Origin of the sequence: Cyclobacterium roseum, assembly GCF_010119225.1 — a bacterium.
Taxonomy (GTDB): Bacteria; Bacteroidota; Bacteroidia; order Cytophagales; family Cyclobacteriaceae; genus Cyclobacterium; species Cyclobacterium roseum.
In genome coordinates this window covers 135,819-158,466 of sequence record NZ_WNKF01000004.1, presented here as the reverse complement: position 1 = coordinate 158,466, position 22,648 = coordinate 135,819, and the positions used below count along the sequence as shown (strand labels likewise).

The 22,648-nt window shown below is 43.6% G+C and carries 18 protein-coding genes; 1 reads left to right on the top strand and 17 read right to left on the bottom strand.

The genetic code is table 11. The annotated features are described in order from the left end of the window. Positions 1-168: 168 nt before the first annotated feature. The 13 genes from GJQ68_RS07480 to GJQ68_RS07420 all read right to left on the bottom strand — a co-directional run bounded on the left by GJQ68_RS07480 (position 169) and on the right by GJQ68_RS07420 (position 15,878). The gene (locus tag GJQ68_RS07480) at positions 169-1,953 is read right to left on the bottom strand and encodes a hypothetical protein (protein WP_162416687.1); all 1,785 of its coding nucleotides are present in this window, start codon (positions 1,951-1,953) and stop codon (positions 169-171) included. Between the two features lie 206 nt (positions 1,954-2,159). Next, positions 2,160-2,678, bottom strand: a complete 519-nt coding sequence (locus GJQ68_RS07475; protein WP_162416686.1) for a DinB family protein — start codon at positions 2,676-2,678, stop codon at positions 2,160-2,162. Between the two features lie 24 nt (positions 2,679-2,702). Then, on the bottom strand, positions 2,703-4,514 hold the full coding sequence (locus GJQ68_RS07470) for an acyl-CoA dehydrogenase family protein (protein WP_162416685.1): 1,812 nt from the start codon (positions 4,512-4,514) through the stop codon (positions 2,703-2,705). A 48-nt stretch (positions 4,515-4,562) separates the two neighbouring features. Continuing rightward, complete coding sequence (locus tag GJQ68_RS07465) at positions 4,563-5,738, bottom strand: thiolase family protein (RefSeq protein ID WP_162416684.1); 1,176 nt, start codon at positions 5,736-5,738, stop codon at positions 4,563-4,565. 133 nt (positions 5,739-5,871) lie between these two features. Beyond that, positions 5,872-8,277, bottom strand: coding sequence for a 3-hydroxyacyl-CoA dehydrogenase NAD-binding domain-containing protein (locus GJQ68_RS07460; protein ID WP_162416683.1), 2,406 nt, complete (start codon positions 8,275-8,277; stop codon positions 5,872-5,874). A gap of 42 nt (positions 8,278-8,319) precedes the next feature. After that, on the bottom strand, positions 8,320-8,751 hold the full coding sequence (locus GJQ68_RS07455) for a MarR family winged helix-turn-helix transcriptional regulator (RefSeq protein WP_162416682.1): 432 nt from the start codon (positions 8,749-8,751) through the stop codon (positions 8,320-8,322). Between the two features lie 557 nt (positions 8,752-9,308). After that, the gene (locus GJQ68_RS07450) at positions 9,309-11,060 is read right to left on the bottom strand and encodes an Ig-like domain-containing domain (protein ID WP_162416681.1); all 1,752 of its coding nucleotides are present in this window, start codon (positions 11,058-11,060) and stop codon (positions 9,309-9,311) included. Next, on the bottom strand, positions 11,057-11,944 hold the full coding sequence (locus GJQ68_RS07445) for a class I SAM-dependent methyltransferase (RefSeq protein WP_162416680.1): 888 nt from the start codon (positions 11,942-11,944) through the stop codon (positions 11,057-11,059). The genes GJQ68_RS07450 and GJQ68_RS07445 overlap by 4 nt, the downstream gene beginning before the upstream one ends. 1 nt (position 11,945) lies before the next feature. Next, positions 11,946-13,814, bottom strand: a complete 1,869-nt coding sequence (gene mnmG, locus GJQ68_RS07440; RefSeq protein WP_162416679.1) for a tRNA uridine-5-carboxymethylaminomethyl(34) synthesis enzyme MnmG — start codon at positions 13,812-13,814, stop codon at positions 11,946-11,948. A 45-nt stretch (positions 13,815-13,859) separates the two neighbouring features. Continuing rightward, entirely contained in the window at positions 13,860-14,312 is a 453-nt protein-coding gene (gene ybeY, locus GJQ68_RS07435) for an rRNA maturation RNase YbeY (protein ID WP_162416678.1), read from the bottom strand. A gap of 1 nt (position 14,313) precedes the next feature. Then, positions 14,314-14,715 (bottom strand): ATP-binding protein, encoded by a 402-nt coding sequence (locus GJQ68_RS07430; protein WP_162416677.1) that lies wholly within the window; start codon positions 14,713-14,715, stop codon positions 14,314-14,316. 30 nt (positions 14,716-14,745) lie between these two features. Continuing rightward, a complete protein-coding gene (locus tag GJQ68_RS07425) occupies positions 14,746-15,513 on the bottom strand; it encodes an exodeoxyribonuclease III (protein ID WP_162416676.1) in 768 nt (255 codons plus the stop codon). Then, positions 15,510-15,878, bottom strand: a complete 369-nt coding sequence (locus GJQ68_RS07420; RefSeq protein ID WP_162416675.1) for a hypothetical protein — start codon at positions 15,876-15,878, stop codon at positions 15,510-15,512. The genes GJQ68_RS07425 and GJQ68_RS07420 overlap by 4 nt, the downstream gene beginning before the upstream one ends. Before the next feature lie 142 nt (positions 15,879-16,020). Here GJQ68_RS07420 and GJQ68_RS07415 point away from each other — a divergent pair, with 142 nt between their 5' ends. Then, complete coding sequence (locus tag GJQ68_RS07415) at positions 16,021-16,713, top strand: ComF family protein (RefSeq protein ID WP_162416674.1); 693 nt, start codon at positions 16,021-16,023, stop codon at positions 16,711-16,713. Positions 16,714-16,717: 4 nt separating this feature from the next. On the opposite strand, the gene GJQ68_RS07410 is transcribed toward GJQ68_RS07415, so the two are convergent. The 4 genes from GJQ68_RS07410 to secA are packed head-to-tail and all read right to left on the bottom strand — an operon-like array spanning position 16,718 to position 22,629. Further along, positions 16,718-17,488 carry a S1/P1 nuclease gene (locus tag GJQ68_RS07410; protein WP_162416673.1) on the bottom strand — a complete coding sequence of 257 codons (771 nt, stop codon included), beginning with the start codon at positions 17,486-17,488 and terminating at the stop codon, positions 16,718-16,720. Positions 17,489-17,508: 20 nt separating this feature from the next. Then, complete coding sequence (locus GJQ68_RS07405; protein ID WP_162416672.1) at positions 17,509-18,699, bottom strand: M20 metallopeptidase family protein; 1,191 nt, start codon at positions 18,697-18,699, stop codon at positions 17,509-17,511. Then, the gene (locus GJQ68_RS07400) at positions 18,686-19,237 is read right to left on the bottom strand and encodes a hypothetical protein (RefSeq protein ID WP_162416671.1); all 552 of its coding nucleotides are present in this window, start codon (positions 19,235-19,237) and stop codon (positions 18,686-18,688) included. The genes GJQ68_RS07405 and GJQ68_RS07400 overlap by 14 nt, the downstream gene beginning before the upstream one ends. An 11-nt stretch (positions 19,238-19,248) precedes the next feature. Beyond that, positions 19,249-22,629, bottom strand: a complete 3,381-nt coding sequence (secA, locus tag GJQ68_RS07395; RefSeq protein WP_162416670.1) for a preprotein translocase subunit SecA — start codon at positions 22,627-22,629, stop codon at positions 19,249-19,251. Positions 22,630-22,648: the final 19 nt, after the last annotated feature.

Genomic DNA, 22,648 nt, shown 5'->3' with positions numbered 1-22,648 from the left:
AAAGATAACGGATTTCCGTTTTTCATTCCTTTCCTGACAGGGCTTTTTCCGTCAATTAATCTTAATTCAACCTGCTGGTTTTCTATTTAAGATTCCTAAAGGGGTCACAACGGGCTCATGTATTTTTTTGGTTCCTTGAAAATTTGCCTTTACTAGGTTTGTCCTTTCCTACTCAAATGTGATCCGATGACTAAATGGGGTATATCCGGTCATGTAAACGTGATTCCCTTCTGTCCTAAGCGATCCAAAATGCACACTATACTGCTCACCGGCCAACCGGCTGATACGCTGATGTTCTTGTATTCCGGGACCAAAGGTGAGGACATCCCCAGCTTTTTCAAAGGTGCCATATCCCTCCGGAAGAAAATGGTTGTTTTTTTCGGTATCGGAAGGAATCACTCCGCTAAGTTTTCCGGATTCATCAAAGCACATTTCGATGGTAACCGCCACGCCTTCCAAGCCCTTCACTTCAAAAAGCAAGGAAGCTTTTCCTCCTTCTTCGGAAAGGGTCACCTTACTTTCCAGGGTTTTTACATTACTTACAGGCCTTTTATCAAAAGCCATTTTGCTCCAAAACCGACCATCTACACTGGGTGTCAATTCGTAGTCTCCATTTTCATTTTTAAGGTGATCCGGTAAAGGCTGGTAGTAGGGTGCCTCTAATTTCTGATAAAGCACGTACTGGTCTCTTTCCTGCCACAAACCTTCACTTCTAAAATACCCCATGCTGAAAAAGCTTGCCGACATCCGCATGTATTTCAAGATGGCACTGCCTTTTCTAAAAGCGAAAAAATTGGGGCTAACCGATCGGCCAGAGGCGATAATCAGGGGCCAATCCACCCCCCCAAATAGGGTAGCGGTAGTATTTTCACGTCTGATCCGAAGCAGGCTGCTGGTAGGGAAAACTTTTTCGAAATTGGTTGGAACAGGTTCGGGATCGGGTAATTCCTTTTGCAACCATTCGTTTTCCATAAAATAGAACAAAGCCTCCCGGGTAATCATACGGTCAAAGCCAGGAAAGCTCTCTATCATGTTGACGATAGACGCAAAGGCACCATCCTGATCGTAAATGGCCAGAAAACGGTAATGCAAATACTGAACCACAATGCTTCGAGCGGAATACTGATCCTGCCTTCTGGAATCAAACGTGACCAGGTCTCCGTTAGGTTCCATATAATAGTAGGTCATTTCCAGGGATTTTCGGGGAGCTTCAAATAGTTCAGGTCTGTTTAATATTCGGCCCAGGGTAATAAAAGCATTGTTTTCCACATCGGAATAATTCATGCTTCTTTCCGGGTAATGTCCGTCTTCATCCAGGTAAATCCCCTCGCTTAACCATTCGTCAATGCGCTCCAGGTACTTCGCATCCGGATATAATTGGTTGATACGGGCCAGGGCATGGCATACTACCCAACGATGATTAGGCGTGTGTACCCCTCCTATTACCAATGCTTCGCCAGCCTTTTTGATAAAAGCTTCGATTTTAGTCATTACCGGTTTCAGGTTTCCATCCTTACGTTTGCTAAGGATATAGACGCCTGCACAGAGGGGCTCCATAATAAAGGCTGTATCCGGAGGTGACTCCAGGTTGCCGGCATTAATGGTACCATCGGGTCTTTGGCTACCAATTAATTTATCTGCAGTAGTATGCAACAGTGAAATCAACCTGTTGTCTTGATGAAACCTAGAATCTTTGCAGGCAAAAGCTGCTGCCAGAAAGGCAAAATTATAGCCAAAACTTCTCCCTCCATGCCTGTTGGCAGCATCACACCTTTCCAAGAGGGATTTAACGTGTGCATCATTTGCAGCAACCATTTTCTCCCAGAGTTCGGAGAACGAATTTGCCCGTACAATTGGTAAATGCCCCGCAAATCCTATATTGGGCAGGCTGTAGAGGGAAGCAGCTAAACTAATGGACTGTTTCAGGAACGTGTTTCTGGTTATTTTCCTCATTTACTTGCCGGGGTTTACATTTGCAAAATACGCATTGGATTAAAAAGAAAGAGACCTCCCACAAAGAAAGGCCTCTAATAAATTTTGCCTCCGCCAAACATCTGTTCCCTGGAAATTGCTAGCTAATTTAAGTGCAGTCTGCTAGCTTCGTTTTGATGGCTTCGTAGGAACAGCAGGTCTAACTAAAAGAACATTAGACTTTTTGATTATCCGGCTGAGGTATCCGCCATTTTGTTTATAAAACTGCAGGTAACTAGCAATTGCCCCAAATGCCGTTGGCTATGTTCGGCAGCATGGAAATAAAGTCCCATAACGCTGCTCGGTAGCTTTTTCCTTCCAACCGTCCGGGACTCCCGCAATTTTTCTTCCGGAGTTTCTTTGAAAATATCCAGCGCTTCACTCACCTTTATCCGAAAGAGCTTCACCAATGCTTCACTCCCTGTAGAATCAGCAATGGTTTCATTTTTCAGATATTCCAGCTGAGCTAAACTCAATTCCTTTCCTTCGGCATAGGTAAGCAATCGGTCAAGCACTCCCGTCAAATGACGCAAGTGAAAACCAACCGAGGCTCGTCCTGCTACCGTTTTCCACAGCCACGTCTCCGGAACGTCCCGCATGCACCGTTCCAGTTCTTCCTGGGTCTGTAACAATGCATGGGCTGCAGGCTGCAAGCAAAAAGGGATACCAGGAACAGGTCCTCTTAGCCATACTTCCGGTTGCTTCATCGTTTTAGGGTTCCGCTCTATAAATTAGGCATGAAAAAAGAAGTATTTTCCCTGCTCGATTAATGCCGCCGCAATTTCCCTTCGTAATTCCTTTGGATTGATGGTTTCCCCATAACGGGTAAACCTTTTTAGGCCCATTAGCAGGAATTTTTGCTCCTCGCCGGAGGTAAAAGAAAGTATGGCCTCTTTGCCTACACTACGAATTTTCTCTTCGGCTTCATACAAGTAAACTTTGCTTATGGAAAGCTGATGTTTCGAAGCCTGCTCTCCTTTTTGTTCATAAAGCTTCTCAGCTCGCAATAAAGTTGATTCAGCGGCATATATTTCTATCATGATATCGGCCAGGTTCATCATGATTTCTTGTTCTTCCTCCAGTTTTTCTCCCAGCGTATTGGCCGCTTGTCCACCAATCATCAAAAAAAGTTTCTTGAGGTTCTTCAAAGCGTATTTTTCGCCGGAAAGGGGATGAGAGTAGTCTTTATCAGAAAAATCCGGAACTGACTTCAATTCTTCGGACACCTGCCTGGCGGCACCGGCAATGTCCAACTCGCCTTTCATTGCTCGCTTGAGCAGCATGCCGACCATTAGCATGCGGTTGATTTCATTGGTTCCTTCGTAAATCCTGGATATTCGGGCATCCCGATAGGCCCGCTCCATGGGCGCATCAGCCGAATATCCCATACCTCCGTAAATTTGAACTCCCTGGTCTACTACATAGTCCAAGACTTCCGAACCATGGACTTTGGCTATCGCACATTCGATGGCAAATTGTTCTACTCCTTTTAACCTGGCCTTGGCTGGTTCCATTCCCTCGGCCTCCAGTGCTTCTATTCGGTCTTCCACATCTTGTCCTGCCCGGTAGCAAAGGGACTCGCATGCAAAGGTTCGAATCGCCATTTCCGCAAGTTTGGCTTGCATGGCTCCAAAAGAATCAATGGAAACGCCAAATTGCTTTCGTTGTGCCGCATATTGAATGGCTAGACCCAAAACCCGACGACATCCGCCCAAAACACCAGCTCCTAATTTGATCCGTCCGATATTCAAAATATTAACCGCGATCTTAAAACCATTACCCCGTTCGGAGAGCATGTTTTCTACTGGTACCGGACAATCGTTGAAGAAAACTTGTCGGGTGGAACTACCCTTAATGCCCATCTTATGTTCTTCCTCATTCATGCTGATGCCACCAAAACCTTTTTCCACTAAAAAGGCCGAAAGGTTCGCATCATCATCTATTTTCGCAAAAACAATAAAAAAATCAGCAAAGCCGGCATTCGAAATCCACATTTTTTGCCCGTTGATGAGGTAATGCGTTTTTTCAGGATTCAGGATTGCTTTGGTTTTGCCGCTATTCGCATCCGAGCCGGCATCGGGTTCCGTAAGGCAATAGCAGGCAGCCCATTCAGCGTTGGATAGTTTGGGCAAGTATTTTTCTTTCTGTTCTTTGTTTCCGTAATACAATACGGGTAAGATTCCAATGCCGGTGTGTGCACCGTAGGTCGTAGAAAATGAACCTGCTGCACCGATGATATCGGCTATCAACATAGAGGTATTGAAGCTCATTCCCAGCCCACCATAAGATTCGGGGACGGAAATGGCCAGCAATCCCAGATCACCTGCTTTTTTCAGTATGGAAGGTACCAGGTCTGGATGTTTCATGCTGTCTATTTCTTCCATCCGGGACAGGATTTCCTTGTCCATAAATTCCTGGCAGGCCTGAGCCATCATCATTTGTTCTTCGCTGAAGGCCTCGGGAATAAAAATATCCGAAAAGTCTGTTTCCTGAATTAGAAACGCCCCTCCGTTTAAGCTGTTTTTTTTACGTAATTTTTCCATATACCATTCATTTACGAAAGCGTGATTACATTGAGATCCACCGAACGACTAATGCAATAGCTCGATTACACCAGCCACTCCCTGCCCGCCTCCTACGCAGGCAGTCACCAGCCCATATTTTCCTTGTCGTTTTTTCAGCTCATTGATAATTTGCACGGAAAGTTTGGCTCCAGTGCAACCAAGAGGATGCCCCAAGGCCACGGCACCTCCGTTTACATTTACGATATCGGGATTAAAATCCAGAGATCGGATTACAGCCAGCGCTTGGGTAGCGAAAGCTTCGTTTAACTCTATCAGATCGATGTCATTCAGGGATAGACCCGCTTGTTTTAATGCTTTGGGAACGGCATATTTAGGACCTATTCCCATTATTCTGGGTTCAACGCCAGCCACAGCATACGATAGTAGTCGGGCCATGGGTTCCAAGGCTAGCTCCTTCATCATTCTCTCGGACATAACTACTACAAAAGCGGCACCATCCGATGTTTGCGAGGAATTGCCTGCGGTCACCTGCCCTCCCTGTTTGAATACAGGTTTCAATTTAGATAGTACTTCCATGCTGGTGCCCGGACGGGGTCCCTCATCCGTGTCCACCGTATTTTTTCTGGTTTTTCGTTTTTGATTTTCGTCCAAATAGGTTTCTTCCACTTCCACCGGTACAATCTCATCCTTGAAACGGCCTTCCTTAATCGCACTTAATGCCTTTTCGTGAGACTTGACAGCAAATTGGTCGGCATCCTCACGGCTTACTTTGTAATCTTTGGCCAATTCTTCGGCCGTTAATCCCATACTCAGGTAATAGTCGGGGTTATTGGATGCAATATCCCAGTTCAATGCCGTCTTGTGACCCATCATCGGCAATAAGGACATGGACTCCGTTCCTCCGGCAATAATGCAATCGGCCATCCCCATATTAATTTTTGCGGTTGCCAGGGCAATGGCCTCCAATCCCGAACCACAGTAGCGATTGACTATAAAACCAGGATTTTCCTCTCCAAGGGCCAGAAGCGAAATCATCCTTCCCATTTGCATTCCTTGCTCAGCTTCCGGTATGGCGTTTCCTACGATCAAGTCATCTACCCTTTTATTTTCCAATCCGGGGGTATGTGCCACCAGGTATTTGATTACATCTGCAGCCAGGTCATCGGGACGGTAGAAACGGAAACTTCCTTTCTTTGCTTTTCCTACTGCCGACCGGTATCCATTGATTATGTATGCATCCATTATTATTTCCTTTACGAATTTGCGTATACCTCTTTACACTCAAGTATGCTGCTGAATAAACTAATTTTCGGCAGATCCTTCGATTGGGTTGATTGCCACATTAATCATCTCAACAGCTAATTAATTATTCGGATTAATTTCTTAACGGTTTGCCTTTAAATAATATGCTATGAATCCTTTCCAGGGTTTTCTGTTCGCCTGTCAGACTTAGAAAAGCCTCTCTTTCCAATTCCAGCAAAAATCGTTCACTGACCTCAGTTGGTGCCGATAGATCTCCCCCACTCATTACCCAGGCTAATTTTCGTGCAATTTTTGCATCGTGATCCGAAATGTAGCTACCATACTGCATTCCGGTGATTCCTGCTTCGAAAAGAGCTAGGGAGGTCTTCCCAAGAACGCGGATATCCTTTCTTTCTATGGGCTGTGAATAACCGCTATCAAACAGCATCAAAACTTGCTGCTTTGCTTCGGCCAATTGCCGTTTACGGTTTAGGGAAACAGCATCCTTTGGCTCCAGGTATCCCAATTCTTTGCCCTCCTCCGCTGAGGTAGAAACCTTCGCCATGGCAATATTCATAAATGATTCCTGAAGCCGGTTTAATTCCACATCTCCTGACACCAGGTTTTTCGAAAATCTCAAAACCATTTCCTTGGTACCGCCGCCAGCAGGAATCAGTCCGACTCCGACTTCTACCAGACCCATGTACAACTCAGCATGAGCCTGCACCTTATCCGCATGTAAGGAAAGTTCACAACCTCCTCCCAATGCCATATTATGAGGAGCCACCACCACCGGAACGGAGGAGTACCTCGCCCGCATCATGGTATTTTGAAATTGCGCAATCATCACATCGATCTCATCAAAATCCCTATCCCCGGCAAACATGTATAACATAGCCAGGTTGGCTCCAGCCGAAAAATTCGCCCCTTCATTTCCGATCACCAAACCTTTATAGGATTTTTCAGCCATAGAAATAGCGGTATTGATTCCTTCTACTACCTCTTGGCCTAACGAATTCATTTTTGTATGAAACTCCAGTCCTAAAACATCATTTCCAATGTCGTAAATACTGGCTCCTTCATTTGACCAAACCTTACGGTCAGCAGCTTTTAAGGTATCAAGTAAAATGAACGGTTCCAGACCGGGTACTTCTTTATAGGCTTTATCCGAAATATCGTAATAATGCCGCTTTCCGTTTTTTACAGTGTAAAAAGAAGCAATTCCGGCTTCCAGCATTTCATAAACCCAGGGTGCCGGTTTCTCGCCTGCCTTTTCCATATTGGCAACTGTTTCCTTCACTCCCAGGATGTCCCAATTTTCAAAGGGTCCGTACTCCCAACCAAAGCCAGCACTTACCGCCTGATCAATCCGATACAGCTCGTCGGATATTTCAGGGATTCGGAAAGAACAATAGCGGAAAAGATCGTAAAACGTGGCCCTGTAAAATTCTCCGGCAGCATCTTCAAAATTTACCAGAAAACGAATCCGTTCCTTTAGATTATCGATGCCTTTTGCCTTTTCAAGGGCTTTGATCTTTGGCTTCTCAGCCGGTTTGTATTCGTATGTCTCAAAATCGATTTCCTTTAATTCCTTCTTTCCATTTTCATGCCGGATCATGTGGAAAAAACCCTTTCCACTTTTATCACCATACCATTCATTATCACTTAATACCTGTACGCTTTTTGGAAGTTTGAAAGTATCCCTGGATTCATCATGCTCCAATACCTTGTACAGGTTATTAGCTACGTGAACCGTGGTATCTAATCCTACCACATCGAGGGTTCTGAAAGTGGCCGATTTGGCGCGGCCGATAACCGTTCCGGTCATTTTATCTACTTCGGATACGCCCAGTCCCATTTTCTCTATTGTATGAATGGCCGCCATGATCGCATAAACCCCTATTCGATTAGCAATGAATGCAGGTGTGTCTTTACAGAGGACCGTTTCTTTTCCTAAAAACCGGTCTCCATATTCCATCAAAAAATCCACATGTTCGGGCAGGGTATTTGGCCCGGGAATTATCTCCAGTAAACGTAAATACCGGGGAGGATTGAAAAAATGAGTTCCGGCAAAGCATTCCTGAAAATCAGTCGATCGGGAATCCGCCATCAGGTGTATTGGAATACCAGATGTATTAGAAGTAATGAGTGTGCCTTTCTTTCTGAACTGTTCTACCTTTTCAAAAAGCCCCTGTTTAATTTCCAGGTTCTCAATAATTACTTCAATGATCCAATCACATGACGCAATCTTTGGAAGATCATCCTCAAAATTTCCTGTAGCAATGCGCTTTGCAAAATTGGTCGAATAAATGGGCGATGGCTTGGATTTAAGTGCGCTGTCCAAGGCCTCATTGACGATACGATTCCTTACTACCTCATCTTCCAGTGTGAGGCCTTTTTGCGCTTCCTTTTCAGTTAGACTTTTAGGTATAATATCTAGAAGTAATACCTCTACACCTATATTGGCAAAATGACAGGCTATTCTAGACCCCATTATTCCGGATCCTAAAACGGCTATTTTCTTTATCGTTCGTTTCATGGAAAGTGTTGATTTCAGCTGGCTACCTTTGTTCCGGTTAAATTATTTTTCGATTTTCTCTATGACGGAGTGTATTTTTTCAAACAGTCTAAAGAAACTATTGATCTCCTCGTCTGTTAACGCATCTCGAATCTTTTCGTTGAATTCCTTAATGGTTTTTACCGCTACCATTTTCTTTTCCCTTCCGGCTGGTGTCAAAAAGATTCTTACCGAGCGGCCATCCTTGGTGTCTGGATGCTTTTCGATCAACTGCTTTTGCTCCATTGCTTTTAGTATCCTGGTCAAACTACGCGATTCCAAGCCCATCATCGGCGCAATCTTGGTAGCAGCAGTACCTTCTGAAGAGTTTATGTTAATCAATACAAAGCCCATAGATCCGGTTATCCCTTCGATTTGTGCTTTTTGATTATAAATCCTCGAAATCGAATGCCAACAGGACTTGATATGATAATCTATCGTCTCTTCTTTCCTCATTTACTTCTTACTCCCTTCAATTTACAAAAAATAATTATGCATGCATAATAAATTGCGTTTTTTCGGAATGCTTCACATTTGTCAGAAACGGATAAGAACAAATCATTGGTGTTCGAAATTGGCTATCCACACCGTTATAATTTTAAGAAAAATTAATTTATAAAAAAATAGTCTTTATTATTATAGAGTGGATATGTGGGTAAGTGATCCGTATAAAAGTTAGTAACCGAGTAAGTGTGTAAAAAAGGGTTAGTCCACAAGCAATTCACAAGATTTTTTCTCGTAAACCGTTGAAATTGAATGGGATATTGAAAATACTAAATAGATGGTGGATAACTGTTTAAATTGATAGCTGTATAAGTTAGCTGTTGGCAATGAAGTGGGAACCTGTGAATAAATAGTGATTTATCCCCAGGCTGTGAATGGGGTTTAGTGCTTATGAGCGAAACAGGCTTTCGGTTGTTGATGGAATTGCCTTTTAGTACATTTGTACCCGTTTCAAACAAGGTTATACACATTTTTATTTGACTAGTGTTCTTTTTGTAACTATTTGTTTGTCAATAAGTTAAGTCATTTTCAGAAATTTTGATCATTTCTAGGGGTATTTGAATCAGGTCATATTCATTAACTGTGTTGTTATTGGTTTCAAAACCTGAAGTTCTTCTGGGTTGAATGTTTTGATCTTCCAGGGTCCATCCTCCTCTTAAAATTAGTTTGTCATTTCCGCTGTCTTCATCCATGTAGTAGAAAATTGGTTCTGGTTGAATATTTTTGTTGTAGTTCCCTGGGTCCCATCGTCGATTACCATTAGTATCTATAATGGCTTGTATTCTATAGGTAGCGGCTTCTAATTTGGTAAATTCAAAATAGGTGGTGTCGGTAAGGTACTGTTCCCTTATGACTTCATTTTGGCTTGACAGTAACTGTACTAGTATGGGTGTTTTGGAAGTATTGATATTTCCATAGATACCGTCGGCCAGATTATCGGTTTTTAGGCGTGTAAAGGTAGTGTTGATTTCTTCTTCGTTCCAGATGTCCTCTGTATCCTGGAAAGTAGAATCTGAAGCGTATAGGGTGAATTTACTTTGCGCTATAGAATCAGGTATCTGAGTTATTATTTTTATTTTGGTTCTTAGGTGGCTGCTATCCGGGAAAGATACCATGTCCGGAGTAATGGGTATGATGGATGCTGAATCATAGGAAAAGTATAGAGAGTCATAATTGATTTCGTAGAGTGGTTTGTTAAAGATCAACTCAGCGTTGATTTCGTCTATGAAATTTAGATTGGAATTAGTCGTTATTTCCAGGTCTTGTTTGGATCGTTCGCTTTCTAGAAAAACAGCCATTAGTAAGGTGTCTAGTTGGAGGCCAACGGAATCGCGGATTTGTAACTCGATTTCGGTACTATCGTTAGTTAGGTTTCGGTGATATAGGCGAATGGTATTATTGTCCAATCGATAAAATAGATCTTTGTTTTTAGCTGGGTGTTTGATTTCGAAGTCAGCAGGAGCTTTGCTTAGCACTATATCGAAGTTTGATCCGGTGCTAACGGAACGACTTATTTTTAATGGCGATAGATCTGCTCTTGCCAGGTTAATGTGCAGGTTTGATAGGTTTTTTGTGATTTCCAAAGGTTCTGATAAATACCCATATGCTTCATTTCTGAATTCTGCCTTTAGGGAATTGTTTTCGTCGTACCAGGCGTATGCACGAAATGTTCCTTCCTTAATGTTTGTAATTTCAAAGCTTCCAGCGGAATCAGCTTGTGTGATGTAATAGGGAGCTGAAGTGAAGAGGTCGGTGGTATCCGAATCCTGGTATAATCCGATAATGACATCTTCCAGATCAGGTTTGTCGTAGGGGTGGATAAAATCTACTGTTCCGGATACACTTAAGCTATCGATGGTAGTTCCCGTTGAAAAGACTAATCTAAGTCGTTCCGCTGGGTTGTTTTCGGTGATGTCTTGAATGCTATTTTGGAAATTGAAAAGGTAGGTGGTGCTGTCTTCGAGTTCCTGGTTTAGAGTAATGGTAATGCGATTCTTAATGGCCAAGTATTCGATTTCGCTGGTTTCTAACTTAGGGGTGATAATGATGGTTTGATTGGGGTTTTCCAGTTGGACATATTCATTAAATTCCAGTGATATGACTTCCGGTTTTACGTTGATGCTTTCGTTTTCTGGTGAAGAACTTAGTAATATGGGTGGATCTTCGTCTTGTGGCCCTCCCATAGGAGAACTTTGCTTGGCGCATGAATTGAGGAATAGGACGGCTACTAATAGTAATAGAGCTAGGGATAATGATTTCATTTCTTCTTCAAGATAAAAAGTAGGCTGGAATGATTTTTAGCAGTTTTACTAGCTTCTTTGTTTGAGGAATATCCAGATTTAAAAGCTTTAATAAACTTGTTTTTAGAGCCTTTGTATTGGTGGCTCAGTAGAGAAACGTAATAACTGTCAAATCTCATTGGAATGGTTTCCACAATCCGGCAATCATGTTTCTCTGCCAAATACTGCATGGATTTGACATTGAAATGATAGAGGTGACGGGGTATGTCCCAGGCGGCCCAATTTTCTCCGAAACTTTTGGCATCCGGCGCCTCCCTGTTGGGGACAGCAATGAATAGTAAGCCGCGTTTTTTTAATCTTCCTAGAAGGATCTTTATCGTTTTGTTTAACAAATGTACGTGTTCCAATACATGGAATAAGGTAATAATATCGAACTTTTTATGTTTATGAAGGGCTTCCAGGTTTGGTATTAACGTCAATTGATGTTTAGACTGGGCAATATGAGCGGCATTGGCATTAGGTTCCAGTCCATAGGCCTCCCATCCATTGGCCTGGCATGTTTTAACAAATAGCCCCATACCACAACCATAATCGAGTATTTTACCTTTTTTTGGATAGCGGGAATTGATCCATTTTAGTTTCTGTCGAAGGGTATATTTTCGGACGATCTGGTATAGGAAATCGGTTATGCTGCTGGTTTTGTCTTGATGAGAGCGGTAGTTGGGCGATTCATAATAGGATCCGATATTTTCTTCGTTTGGACGTGGATTCGTAAACCATAAATCACAATTTTTACAGGCACATATAATAAAGGATTCCTTACTAATAGCCTTGTCTTCTACGACCAGTTGATTAATAAAAAGCCCGCTTTTACATAGGGGACATTTGGTTAATCGTTCGTACATATTATCTTCCTAGATAGATGGTTAAAATGGACATATCAGCAGGGGAAACCCCACTTATGCGGGATGCTTGTCCCAGGGTAGCTGGCTTTATACGGTTGAGTTTTTGCCGCCCTTCTGCGGATAATGCTTTAATACCGGCATAATCCATATGATTAGGAATCGAGAGGTTTTCTAAATGGTTCATCTTTTCAACCATTAATCGTTCTTTTTCAATATAGGATTGGTATTTGATTTGGATTTCAGCTTGCTCCAATGTGGTTTTAGGGTAATTACCTATCATTTCGTTGATAGGTGATGGGCTAATTTTTATCAATTCTTTTATTCCTATGTGAGGTCGTTTAAGGAGTTTGGCAGCGGTGGTATTTTCTTTGATAGTTGCCGTTTGAAGGGCTTCTAATTGGGGGTTAATGGTATCTGGAGGAAAGCGTAATTTCTCTAGTTCGTTGATTAACTCCCTTGTTTTCGTTTCTTTTTCCTTCATTAAATTGAATGATTTCTCTGTCGCCAGGCCTTGTTCGTAGCCTAAGGCTGTCAGACGCAAATCGGCATTATCCTGTCGGAGTAATAACCGGTATTCTGCCCGGGAGGTAAACATGCGGTAAGGCTCTTCTGTTCCTTTATTTATTAAGTCATCGATCAAAACCCCAATATATGCTTCGGATCGTTTTAGCACTAGACCTTCTTTTTCATGGACGGCATTGTGTGCATTCATACCGGCAATCAACCCTTGAGACGCTGCTTCCTCATATCCAGTAGTACCATTGATTTGACCGGCAAAGAATAGGTTGGCAACTAATTTGGTCTCGAGGGTTTGTTTCAATTGAGTGGGTGGGAAAAAATCATACTCGATTGCATACCCGGGTCTGAACATTTTTGCTTGTTCGAATCCTTGTATCTTTCGCAGGGCTTTGTACTGAATGTCCTCTGGTAAGGAGGTAGAAAAACCATTTACATATATTTCTACGGTATTCCACCCTTCTGGCTCAACAAAAATCTGGTGCCTGTCCCTTTCAGCAAAGCGGTTAATCTTATCTTCTATGCTCGGGCAATACCTGGGACCCAGGCCTTGAATCCGCCCATTAAACATGGGGGATCGGTCAAAACCGGTTTCAAGCGCTTGGTGAACGTCTTTATTGGTATAAGTGATCCAGCAGTTGCGTTGGGTGGATGGAGGGGCGGTATCAGGAGAATAGGAGAATTTTTCAGGAAACTCGTCACCCTCCTGAACTTCCATTAGTCCATAATTCAAACTTCGTCCATCGACCCTTGGGGGTGTTCCGGTTTTCATTCTACCCGACTCGAAACCAAGAGCAGTTAACTCTTCGGTTATACCTTTAGCAGCCCGTTCTCCGGTTCTTCCCCCTCCTATTTGTTTCTCCCCGATATGGATGATTCCATTTAAGAAAGTTCCGTTAGTAAGGACAACGGATCGGGATTTGATCTCTAAACCTAAACTGGTTTTGACTCCTTGGATGCGATTATCTTTTACGATCAAACCCGTAATCATTTCCTGCCAAAAATCTACTCCGGGTGTTGCCTCCAACGTTAGCCGCCATTCTTCAGCGAAACGCATTCGGTCATTTTGAGACCTGGGTGACCACATGGCCGGTCCTTTTGATCGATTTAGCATTCGGAATTGAATCATCGATTTATCTGAAATGACTCCAGACATTCCGCCCAGTGCGTCGATTTCTCTGATAATTTGTCCTTTTGCAACTCCACCCATGGCCGGATTACAAGACATCTGGGCAATGGTATTCATATTCATGGTACACAACAGTACCGTTGAACCCATTTTGGCAGCAGCATGTGCCGCCTCACATCCTGCATGACCGGCTCCTACTACTATCACGTCGTATGTTGGAAACATAATTTTTCTTTTGGTGTTCCACGTGGAACAGGTAAATGGTAATTCTTATGGTTTTGGTGTTCCACGTGGAACACTTAAACCTTGAAATGATTGTAATGCTTCGGTTTCTTCTTTACGCATTTGGCTCTTTTCCTTAGGCGAACTGTCCTTGTGTCCGCACAAATGCAAAACGCCATGAATCATCACCCTTAGTAATTCGGTCTGGTAATCGGAATCCTGTTGAGAGGCGTTTTCCTTTACCCTTTCAGTGCTAATGAAAATATCAGCTTCAATTTCTCCTATGGTTTCTGATTGATCAAACGTGATGATGTCGGTGTAGGTATCGTGGTTTAGGTAACTAATGTTAATGGCTAACAGGTAAGGATCTGTGCAGAAGATGTAATTCAGAGACTGAATACGAAACCCCTTCTTGATCGCAGTTTCTTGTATCCACCTCTTGACGATCCTTTTTTGCTTTAGCTTTGCTTGCGTTTCTTCTTCAAAGAAATAGATGGCCATGTCAATTCATGTAAAAAGTAAGGGTGATTCTACTTCCCTGGTTCTCGAACTGAATTTCATCGCAAAGGTGCTTCATAATAAATACTCCTCTCCCACCTGATTTTTCTAAGTTTTCAGGTGAAGTGGGGTCATTTAAATGTTGGTAATCGTATCCATCCCCTTCGTCCTCGATAATGAACTTTATTTGATCGTCTAGAAAACGTAGTTCCAGCCGTACCGATTTTTTCTTATCCTCCCTGTTGCCATGCATAATGGCATTGCTGACGCATTCCGTTACTGAAATCATGATATTGCCGTAAATGTCATCGTTGATGTGAAACTTTTCGCGGGCATTATCAATGAAACTTTCAATGATCGTAATATTTTCAATCAAAGAAGGAATTGCTATTTTTATTGATTTCATTGATTTTTTATCCTTTAATCATGATTTTATTTAATTTGAAGCTAACTCCAATAGTATGGGGCAGTGATCGGAATGATGTACGTTCGATAGAATTTCAGCATGGGTAACACGCTTACTGATTTCGGGACTCGTCATGTGGTAATCAATACGCCACCCCTTATTATTAGCCCTTGCATTGGCCCGGTAACTCCACCAGGTATATTGATCCGTCGATTGATTCATCAGACGGAAACTGTCCTTAAATCCGGTGTTGGTGAATTTATCCATCCATGCCCGCTCATCCGGCAAGAAACCGGAGGTGTTCTTGTTGGCTACCGGATTGTGAATATCGATTGCTTTGTGACAAATATTGTAATCACCACTTACGATCAAGTTTGGTAGCTCCCGGAGTAAATCTTGACTGTACCCATAAATATCGTCAAGAAAACGGTACTTGAAATCTTGACGAATGTCTCCAGTAGTACCTGAGGGAAAATAGGCACTGATAAATGAGAAGTCACCAAAATCCGCCCGGATGATGCGTCCCTCATCATCGTAAGCATCCACGCCCATGCCATACGTTACCTGATTCGGAGTGTGCTTGGTCAAGATGGCAACACCGCTATATCCTTTCTTTACGGCCGGGTACCAATACACTTCATAGCCAAGGTCTTTGAATAGAGAGGTGTCGATCTGGTTTTCCAGGGATTTAATCTCCTGAAGACCGACAATATCCGGATCGGTAGCTTTGAGCCATTCCAGAAAGCCTTTTTTTAAAGCTGCCCGAATGCCATTCACATTGTAGGAAACAATTTTCATTGTATATCTATTTCAAATTCTTCTTCAAAATACTCCAAAACATGAAGTTTTAGCATCTTTTCCTGTTCCGTACTGTCCAAATGGGGCAAGGATTTTTCTAATTTCCAATGCGGCCATCCATCCTGGTCTATAAAATCCAGGGAATAAAAGCCGGATAAACTCAGCACTTTGCATGTGGCAATATGCATTAGATCCTGCTTCTCCTCTTTGGAAAAATGCATGGGTCCCTTGCCCAATTCATGAACACCGATGATAAACAATACGGCATTCATGTCTGTAGGTTTTTTTCCGAGGAGCTGTTGTAATCCTTCTAATAATTTGCCCCATCTTTTTTCCAGATCAAGGTCCTTTTTGACTAATGCCATGATTCGTTAATTTTCTTGGTTTTGTACTTGTACCGGCAAAACCTTTTTTTCACTGTGAATTTTAGGTAAATTCATTTCCAGTAAGCACTTACAAATATAACAGGTAAAACGGCTCAACAATTATTAACAACCCATTTTAGGTATGCGTTTCAATTATTGGCAGGATTTTCTCTCCTTGGTTTTTCCTCAAACCTGTTGCCTGTGTAAACGAAGCCTATTTCCCTTCGAAGATCAGCTGTGTAAAATCTGTATTTCCCGATTACCGGTAACGGATTATCATTTGATGCCGGAAAACAATGATCTGAAAATCAAAATTATGGGATTAGCCCCTGCCGAAAAGGTATTGGCTTATTTGCGGTTTTCGAAAAGTGGAATGAGTCAAAAGTTACTTCATCAAATAAAATATAAGAATAAACCGGCCCTGGCGAGGCTTTTAGGGCAAATGTATGGTGGTTTATTGAAGGAGCACGGTTACGCGGAAACCTGGGACTTGATTGTACCGGTTCCCCTGCATGGTAAAAAATACAGACTGAGAGGATATAATCAGAGCGAAGAACTGGCAAAGGGCCTCGCTTCAAAGTTAGGGGTTACCCTGGCCAACCTAATGGTAAGGCTGGTACCTACTCAAACCCAAACGAATAAAAGCAGGATAGAACGCTGGAATAACGTCAGCGATGTTTTTGATGTTATCGCTCCTGAGCAGGTGAAAGATAAAAAAATTCTAGTCATTGACGATGTAATGACCACCGGTGCCACCTTGGCCGCTTGTGCGCAGACCCTACAGGCTTTTCAACCCAAGCAGATTGACCTGTTGGTTTTAGCCGCTGGAAAATAGTGTTTTAACCAAAAATCTCATTTAAGATTCCCGCCAGTCGAATGCCACCTGCCAGTAAACGCTCTTCTATAATCGGAAAGGTATGGTATCCATACTCGTAAGATAGTCGGTTGTTTTCGGGCAAATTATAGATAATGGGGCGCAATGCGACTGCTTCCTCTAGCCATTTTTCCAGGGGATCACCTTGGTATTTTCGAACCAGCGACTTATTGGCACGTCTGTTAAGGTGTTCCGCCAGTTCCGTATAGCTTAGGTTCTTTCCTTCTATGATTTGGGTATCCCATACGGCATGTAGATTGGTACTTTGATTGAAATAAAATACCTTAACGTCGTTTCCTCCCCGATCTTCTCCCGTGCCTACATGTAGAGGCTGATGTAAATCACCCACCAAATGAACGAGCATTTTAAGATAAACAGCTTTTGTCTCAGCATCCAGCTTTCCATCGCGAAGGGCTGCGATGATCATGTTGGTTTTGCTGAAAGCATCTCCCCCATCTTCCTGAATACCCGGGTCATAGCCTTTTCCGGTTTTGACGGTGAGATAATGCCAGGGGTTTAGGTACCGGTATTCAGGATCGGATTTTATTTCATCCATCCAGTTGGCGGACATGGCAAGAGACTCCGAACCAAGAATTCGTTCCATAGCCTTTGCTGCCTTCTTATTGAGGTGCCAACTAGCAATCTGCCCCACTACTCTGTGACCATTTTGACCCCAACCAAAGCTGTTCAATACCATTCCTATTGCTAAAAGGAATGAAAAACCTGTTTTTTTCATTTTTCAGTAAGAGATAAAAATTAACGGAACTGTAATTCCTCAAGTGCCAGCCAGGCCATTAAGCCAGTACTTAGCCCCAGGGCATCCTCATCTATATCAAAAGTAGGCGTATGGACACCAGAAACGATGCCCCTGGCATCATTCCGGGTACCAAGTCGGTAAAAACACCCATCAATTTCCTGGGTGTAATAGGAAAAATCCTCTGCCGCCATCCAGATATCCAGGTCCACCACGTTTTCATCCCCCAGATAGGCTTTTGCTGCCTGTATACATCGCTCTGTAAGTAGGGGTTCGTTTTTAAGAAAGGGATATCCTTTGCGAACTTCAAAATCAACCGATCCACCCATTCCTTCAGCGATTCCTTTCGCTATCCGGATCATCTGCTCATGTGCTTTTTTCCTCCAATCTTCATCCAAGGTACGAAAGGTACCTTCGATCGTTACCTCATCCGGAATGACATTGGTAGCCCCGTCGGCCTGGACTTTCCCAAAAGAAAGCACCGAAGGTGTTTTGGGATCTGCCTTTCTGCTTACCACCTGTTGCAGGGCCACCAGTATATGCGCACTGATCAGCACCGGGTCCACCAAGGATTCGGGCATGGCGCCGTGGCCCCCTTTTCCCTTTACAGTTAAGTACAGCTCGTCAGCACTTGCCATATACATACCTTTGCGAAAACCGACTTTTCCCACAGGAATTAAAGGCATGACATGCTGTCCCATGATGGCCGAAGGGCTGGGGTTGTCAAGGGCTTTATCATCAATCATCATGGACGCTCCTCCGGGAACTTTTTCTTCTCCTGGTTGGAACAGTAATTTGATGGTCCCTTCAAAATCATCTTTGATTTCGTTTAAGATACGTGCCGTTCCAAGCAGGGAGGACGTGTGTACATCATGTCCACAAGCGTGCATCACCCCGGGATTGGTAGACTTATAAGGGACGTCATTTGCCTCGGTAATCGGCAAGGCATCCATATCTGCTCTCAGGGAAATGACCTTTTTGGAAGGGTTTTTACCTTCAATCAGTGCTACCAGGCCGGTGTTTGCTTTGGGATCAATTTTATCGATACCCATGGAGCGTAAATTTTCTTCTACAAAAGCCACGGTATTTTTCTCTTGAAAAGACAATTCCGGATGGGCATGTAAGTGCCTTCTCAGCTTGATTGTGTCTTCCTTGTACGTGGTCGCTAGTTTTTGGATCTTATCTTTCAGCATTTTCTATTTTTTCTTCTTCTTCTCGCTGCTGGTCCTGATCTTTCAGAAAGCGGTCAGAGATGATGCGGGAATCCGGGAAAAGGGATTTCAATTTTTCGTAAGTAGCAAGGGCTTCAATTTTGTTGATATACCGGCCTACTTTTACCAGGTATCGGGGTTGTTCGTATTCCATATAGGTTTGGATATCCGGAAATTCGGAATAAACCTCATTTCGTAACTCAAAGGCAGCTTCTCTGCCTACCCCACTGTAAATGAGGATCGTGAACCCGTTCAGGAACCTTTCTTTGTCATTTTCCCTGATGATTTGATCAATTCGTTGGCTTAGTTCCTGATCAATAGGGACGGCATCGGTTTCGGATTCAAAATCCGAATCTTCAGGATCCGGCAAAGGCTCAAATTGAATTCGGGTGCTTCGCAGATCTTCCGAGTAATTGGAATACATCTCTGCGCTTCCTCCGCTTTTTCGAATATTGATTATCCCGCAGCTGCTGAACAGCACCAGGCTTAATACAATGAGAAGACTCTTTTTTCCGGCCATGAAGATGGGGTTTAATTTTCTATGATCACGCATTTCGCGTCAGAAAGATCCTGTTCCACACTTTTGTATTTCACATCTTTTCGGACCTTTCCGTCCACATATTTTACGCTTACTTTGTCATTTCTACCGTAGGTTTTTTCGGATTTTCTAGGCTTAACCGGTTCCCGGGATGGACGTGCCCTGCTGTTTGCCAGTGCCGCGCGTTGGCCCGAAGCGTTTCCCAGACTGTTGCCTGCCTCCTCTTTAGAAGCCGTTACCGCCGGTTCTGCTTTTCGCTGCGATTGGGCGGCCTTTACCTGATCCGGATCCTGCTTGGGCAAATCGGATTTGGAAATAAACGAAACAATATCATCGTTCAGCTTGCCGAGAAATCGTTTGAACATTTCAAAAGCTTCAAACTTGTAGATAAGTAACGGATCTTTTTGCTCGTACACGGCATTTTGGACGGACTGTTTCAGGTCATCCATGTCGCGCAGGTGTTCCTTCCAATTTTGATCTATGATGGCCAATGTAACCGTTTTTTCGATGGCCCGGATTAGCTCCCTTCCTTCATTCTGAAGGGTGGATTCCAGATTGATGACCACCCCGATTTGCTTGATGCCATCCGAGATGGGTACCATAATTTCTTTTACGGTTGCCCCGCGGTTTTTGTGAACATCCCGAAGTATGGGCATGGCCCTTTCCAAAATGCTTTGGTTTTTCTTCGTGTAGTTTTCATACGCCGCATTGAAAAGCGTTCGTGTTAAGGTAGTAAGGTCCTTATCCTTCAAATCCGATTCAGAAAATTGATAATCTATTCCCAGGGAACTGAAAATATTCATACGAAGGTTTTCCAGGTCTTCAGTGGATTTGGCCATTTCTATCAGGTCTTCGGATACATCGTACATGATGTTCAGGATATCCAGTTCCAAGCGATCTCCGATCAAGGCATTTTTTCTTCTGCGGTAAACGACTTCTCGCTGACTGTTCATGACATCATCATACTCCAGAAGTCGCTTTCTTACGCCAAAGTTGTTTTCCTCTACTTTCCGCTGAGCCCTTTCGATGGATTTGGTAATCATGGAATGCTGAATGACCTCTCCTTCTTCCAGACCCATACGATCCATTAGTTTAGCGATCCGTTCGGAACCAAACAGCCGCATCAGGTTGTCTTCCAGCGAAACAAAAAACTGGGTAGAGCCCGGATCTCCCTGCCGACCCGATCGACCCCGTAGCTGCCGGTCCACCCGTCTGGATTCGTGTCTTTCGGTACCAACAATGGCCAGTCCCCCGGCACTTTTGGATTCCGGAGTTAATTTAATGTCGGTACCCCTACCCGCCATGTTGGTGGCAATGGTCACGGTTTTTGGCTTTCCAGCTTCCGCTACCACATCTGCTTCCCGGGCGTGTTGTTTGGCATTCAGTACCTGGTGTTTGATTTTCCTTATGGTTAACATCCGGCTAAGTAACTCGGAAATTTCTACGGAAGTTGTACCTACCAATACGGGCCTGTTCGCATCGGTCAACTCATTGATTTCATCCACTACCGCATTGAACTTTTCTCTTACGGTTTTATAGACCTTATCTTCACGGTCTTTTCGTTGAATGGGTTTATTAGTGGGTATGACGATTACATCCAGCTTATAGATTTCCCAAAACTCTCCTGCTTCGGTTTCGGCGGTACCGGTCATACCGGAGAGTTTGTGGTACATCCGGAAATAATTTTGGAGGGTAATGGTGGCGTAGGTTTGGGTAGCGTCTTCCACCTTTACATTTTCCTTGGCTTCAATGGCCTGGTGAAGTCCATCCGAGTACCGGCGTCCTTCCATGACTCGGCCGGTTTGTTCGTCAACGATCTTTACTTTTCCGTCTACCAGAATGTATTCCGTGTCTTTTTCAAACATGCAATAGGCTTTCAGGAGCTGGTTAACGGTATGAATCCGTTGTGCTTTGACCCCGTAGTCTTTGATAAGCTCCTCTTTTCGAACCAGCTTTTCACGGTCATCAATCTCCTCGTCTTTTTCCAAATCCGCTATTTCGCTACCAATATCCGGTAAAATAAAGAAGCTGGCGTTTTCATTCTTTTTGGTAATGACTTCAATACCATTGTCGGTTAGGTCTACGGTATTTGATTTCTCATCGATGGTAAACAATAAAGGCTCATCCGCTTCAGGCATGTTTCGCTTGTTATCCTGCAGGTAGAAATTTTCTGTTTTCTGCAAGATGACCCGGATTCCCGGCTCTGAAAGGTACTTGATCAATGGCTTGTATTTGGGAAGCCCCCGGAAGGCCCGGAATAATGCGAGGCCTCCTTCTTTTTCCTTGCCTTCTTTGATTAGCTTTTTGGCCTCGGAGAGGTAGGTTTGAACTAATTTTCGCTGTTCATCCACCAAAGTGGAAACCCGCGGCTTCATGTCATAGAACTCATGTTCATCTCCTCTGGGAATCGGACCGGAAATGATCAATGGGGTCCTTGCATCATCAATCAATACGGAATCTACCTCATCAATCATCGCAAAATGATGCTTACCCTGAACCAGGTCTTTGGCATCACGGGCCATATTGTCTCTGAGGTAATCAAATCCAAACTCATTGTTGGTGCCATAGACGATATCACACTGATAAGCTTTCTTTCTGCCTTCAGAATTAGGTGAGAATTTATCGATGCAGTTGACCGTCAATCCGTGAAACTCAAACAAGGGGGCGTTCCATTCGGAATCCCGTTTTGCGAGGTAGTCGTTTACCGTAACGATATGGACACCTCTTCCTGCGAGCGCATTGAGATAGGCGGGCAAGGTGGAAACCAGCGTTTTACCTTCACCCGTGGCCATTTCCGCAATGTTTCCCCGATGAAGTGCTACCCCACCCAAAAGTTGTACATCGTAATGCAACATGTCCCAGGTCACTTCGACACCGGCCGCTGACCAGCGGTTATGCCAAATGGCCTGATCGCCCTCTATTTCCACGTAGGATTTAGCTGCAGCCATCTCCCGGTCTTCTTCTCTTGCCGTTACTTTTAGCTGTTCGTTTTCCTTCAGGCGTCGGGCCGTCTCTTTGATCACTGCAAAGGCTCTGGGCAATACTTTTTCCAGACTCACCTCCAGGGCCTCATCTCGTTCTTTCTCTACCCGGTCGATATCGTTAAATAAGGCATCCTTGGCCTGAACCTGATCAGGACTCAGCGAGTCAATTTCTTTTCTTAGTTGGGCGATGCGTTCATCAAATTCTTTTAAGTCTTCGTTGATGACGCTCCGGATGGCTGTGGTTTCGTTTCGTAGTTCATCGTCTGAAATCGTTGCCAGTTTATCGTAGGCTGCATTTATCAGGCCAACCGCCGGGCTTAGGCTTTTAATATCCCGGTCTGATTTCGTACCAAAAACCTTCGCTAACCCTTTTGCTATTACTTCTATCATATATGTTACTGCTTAATCA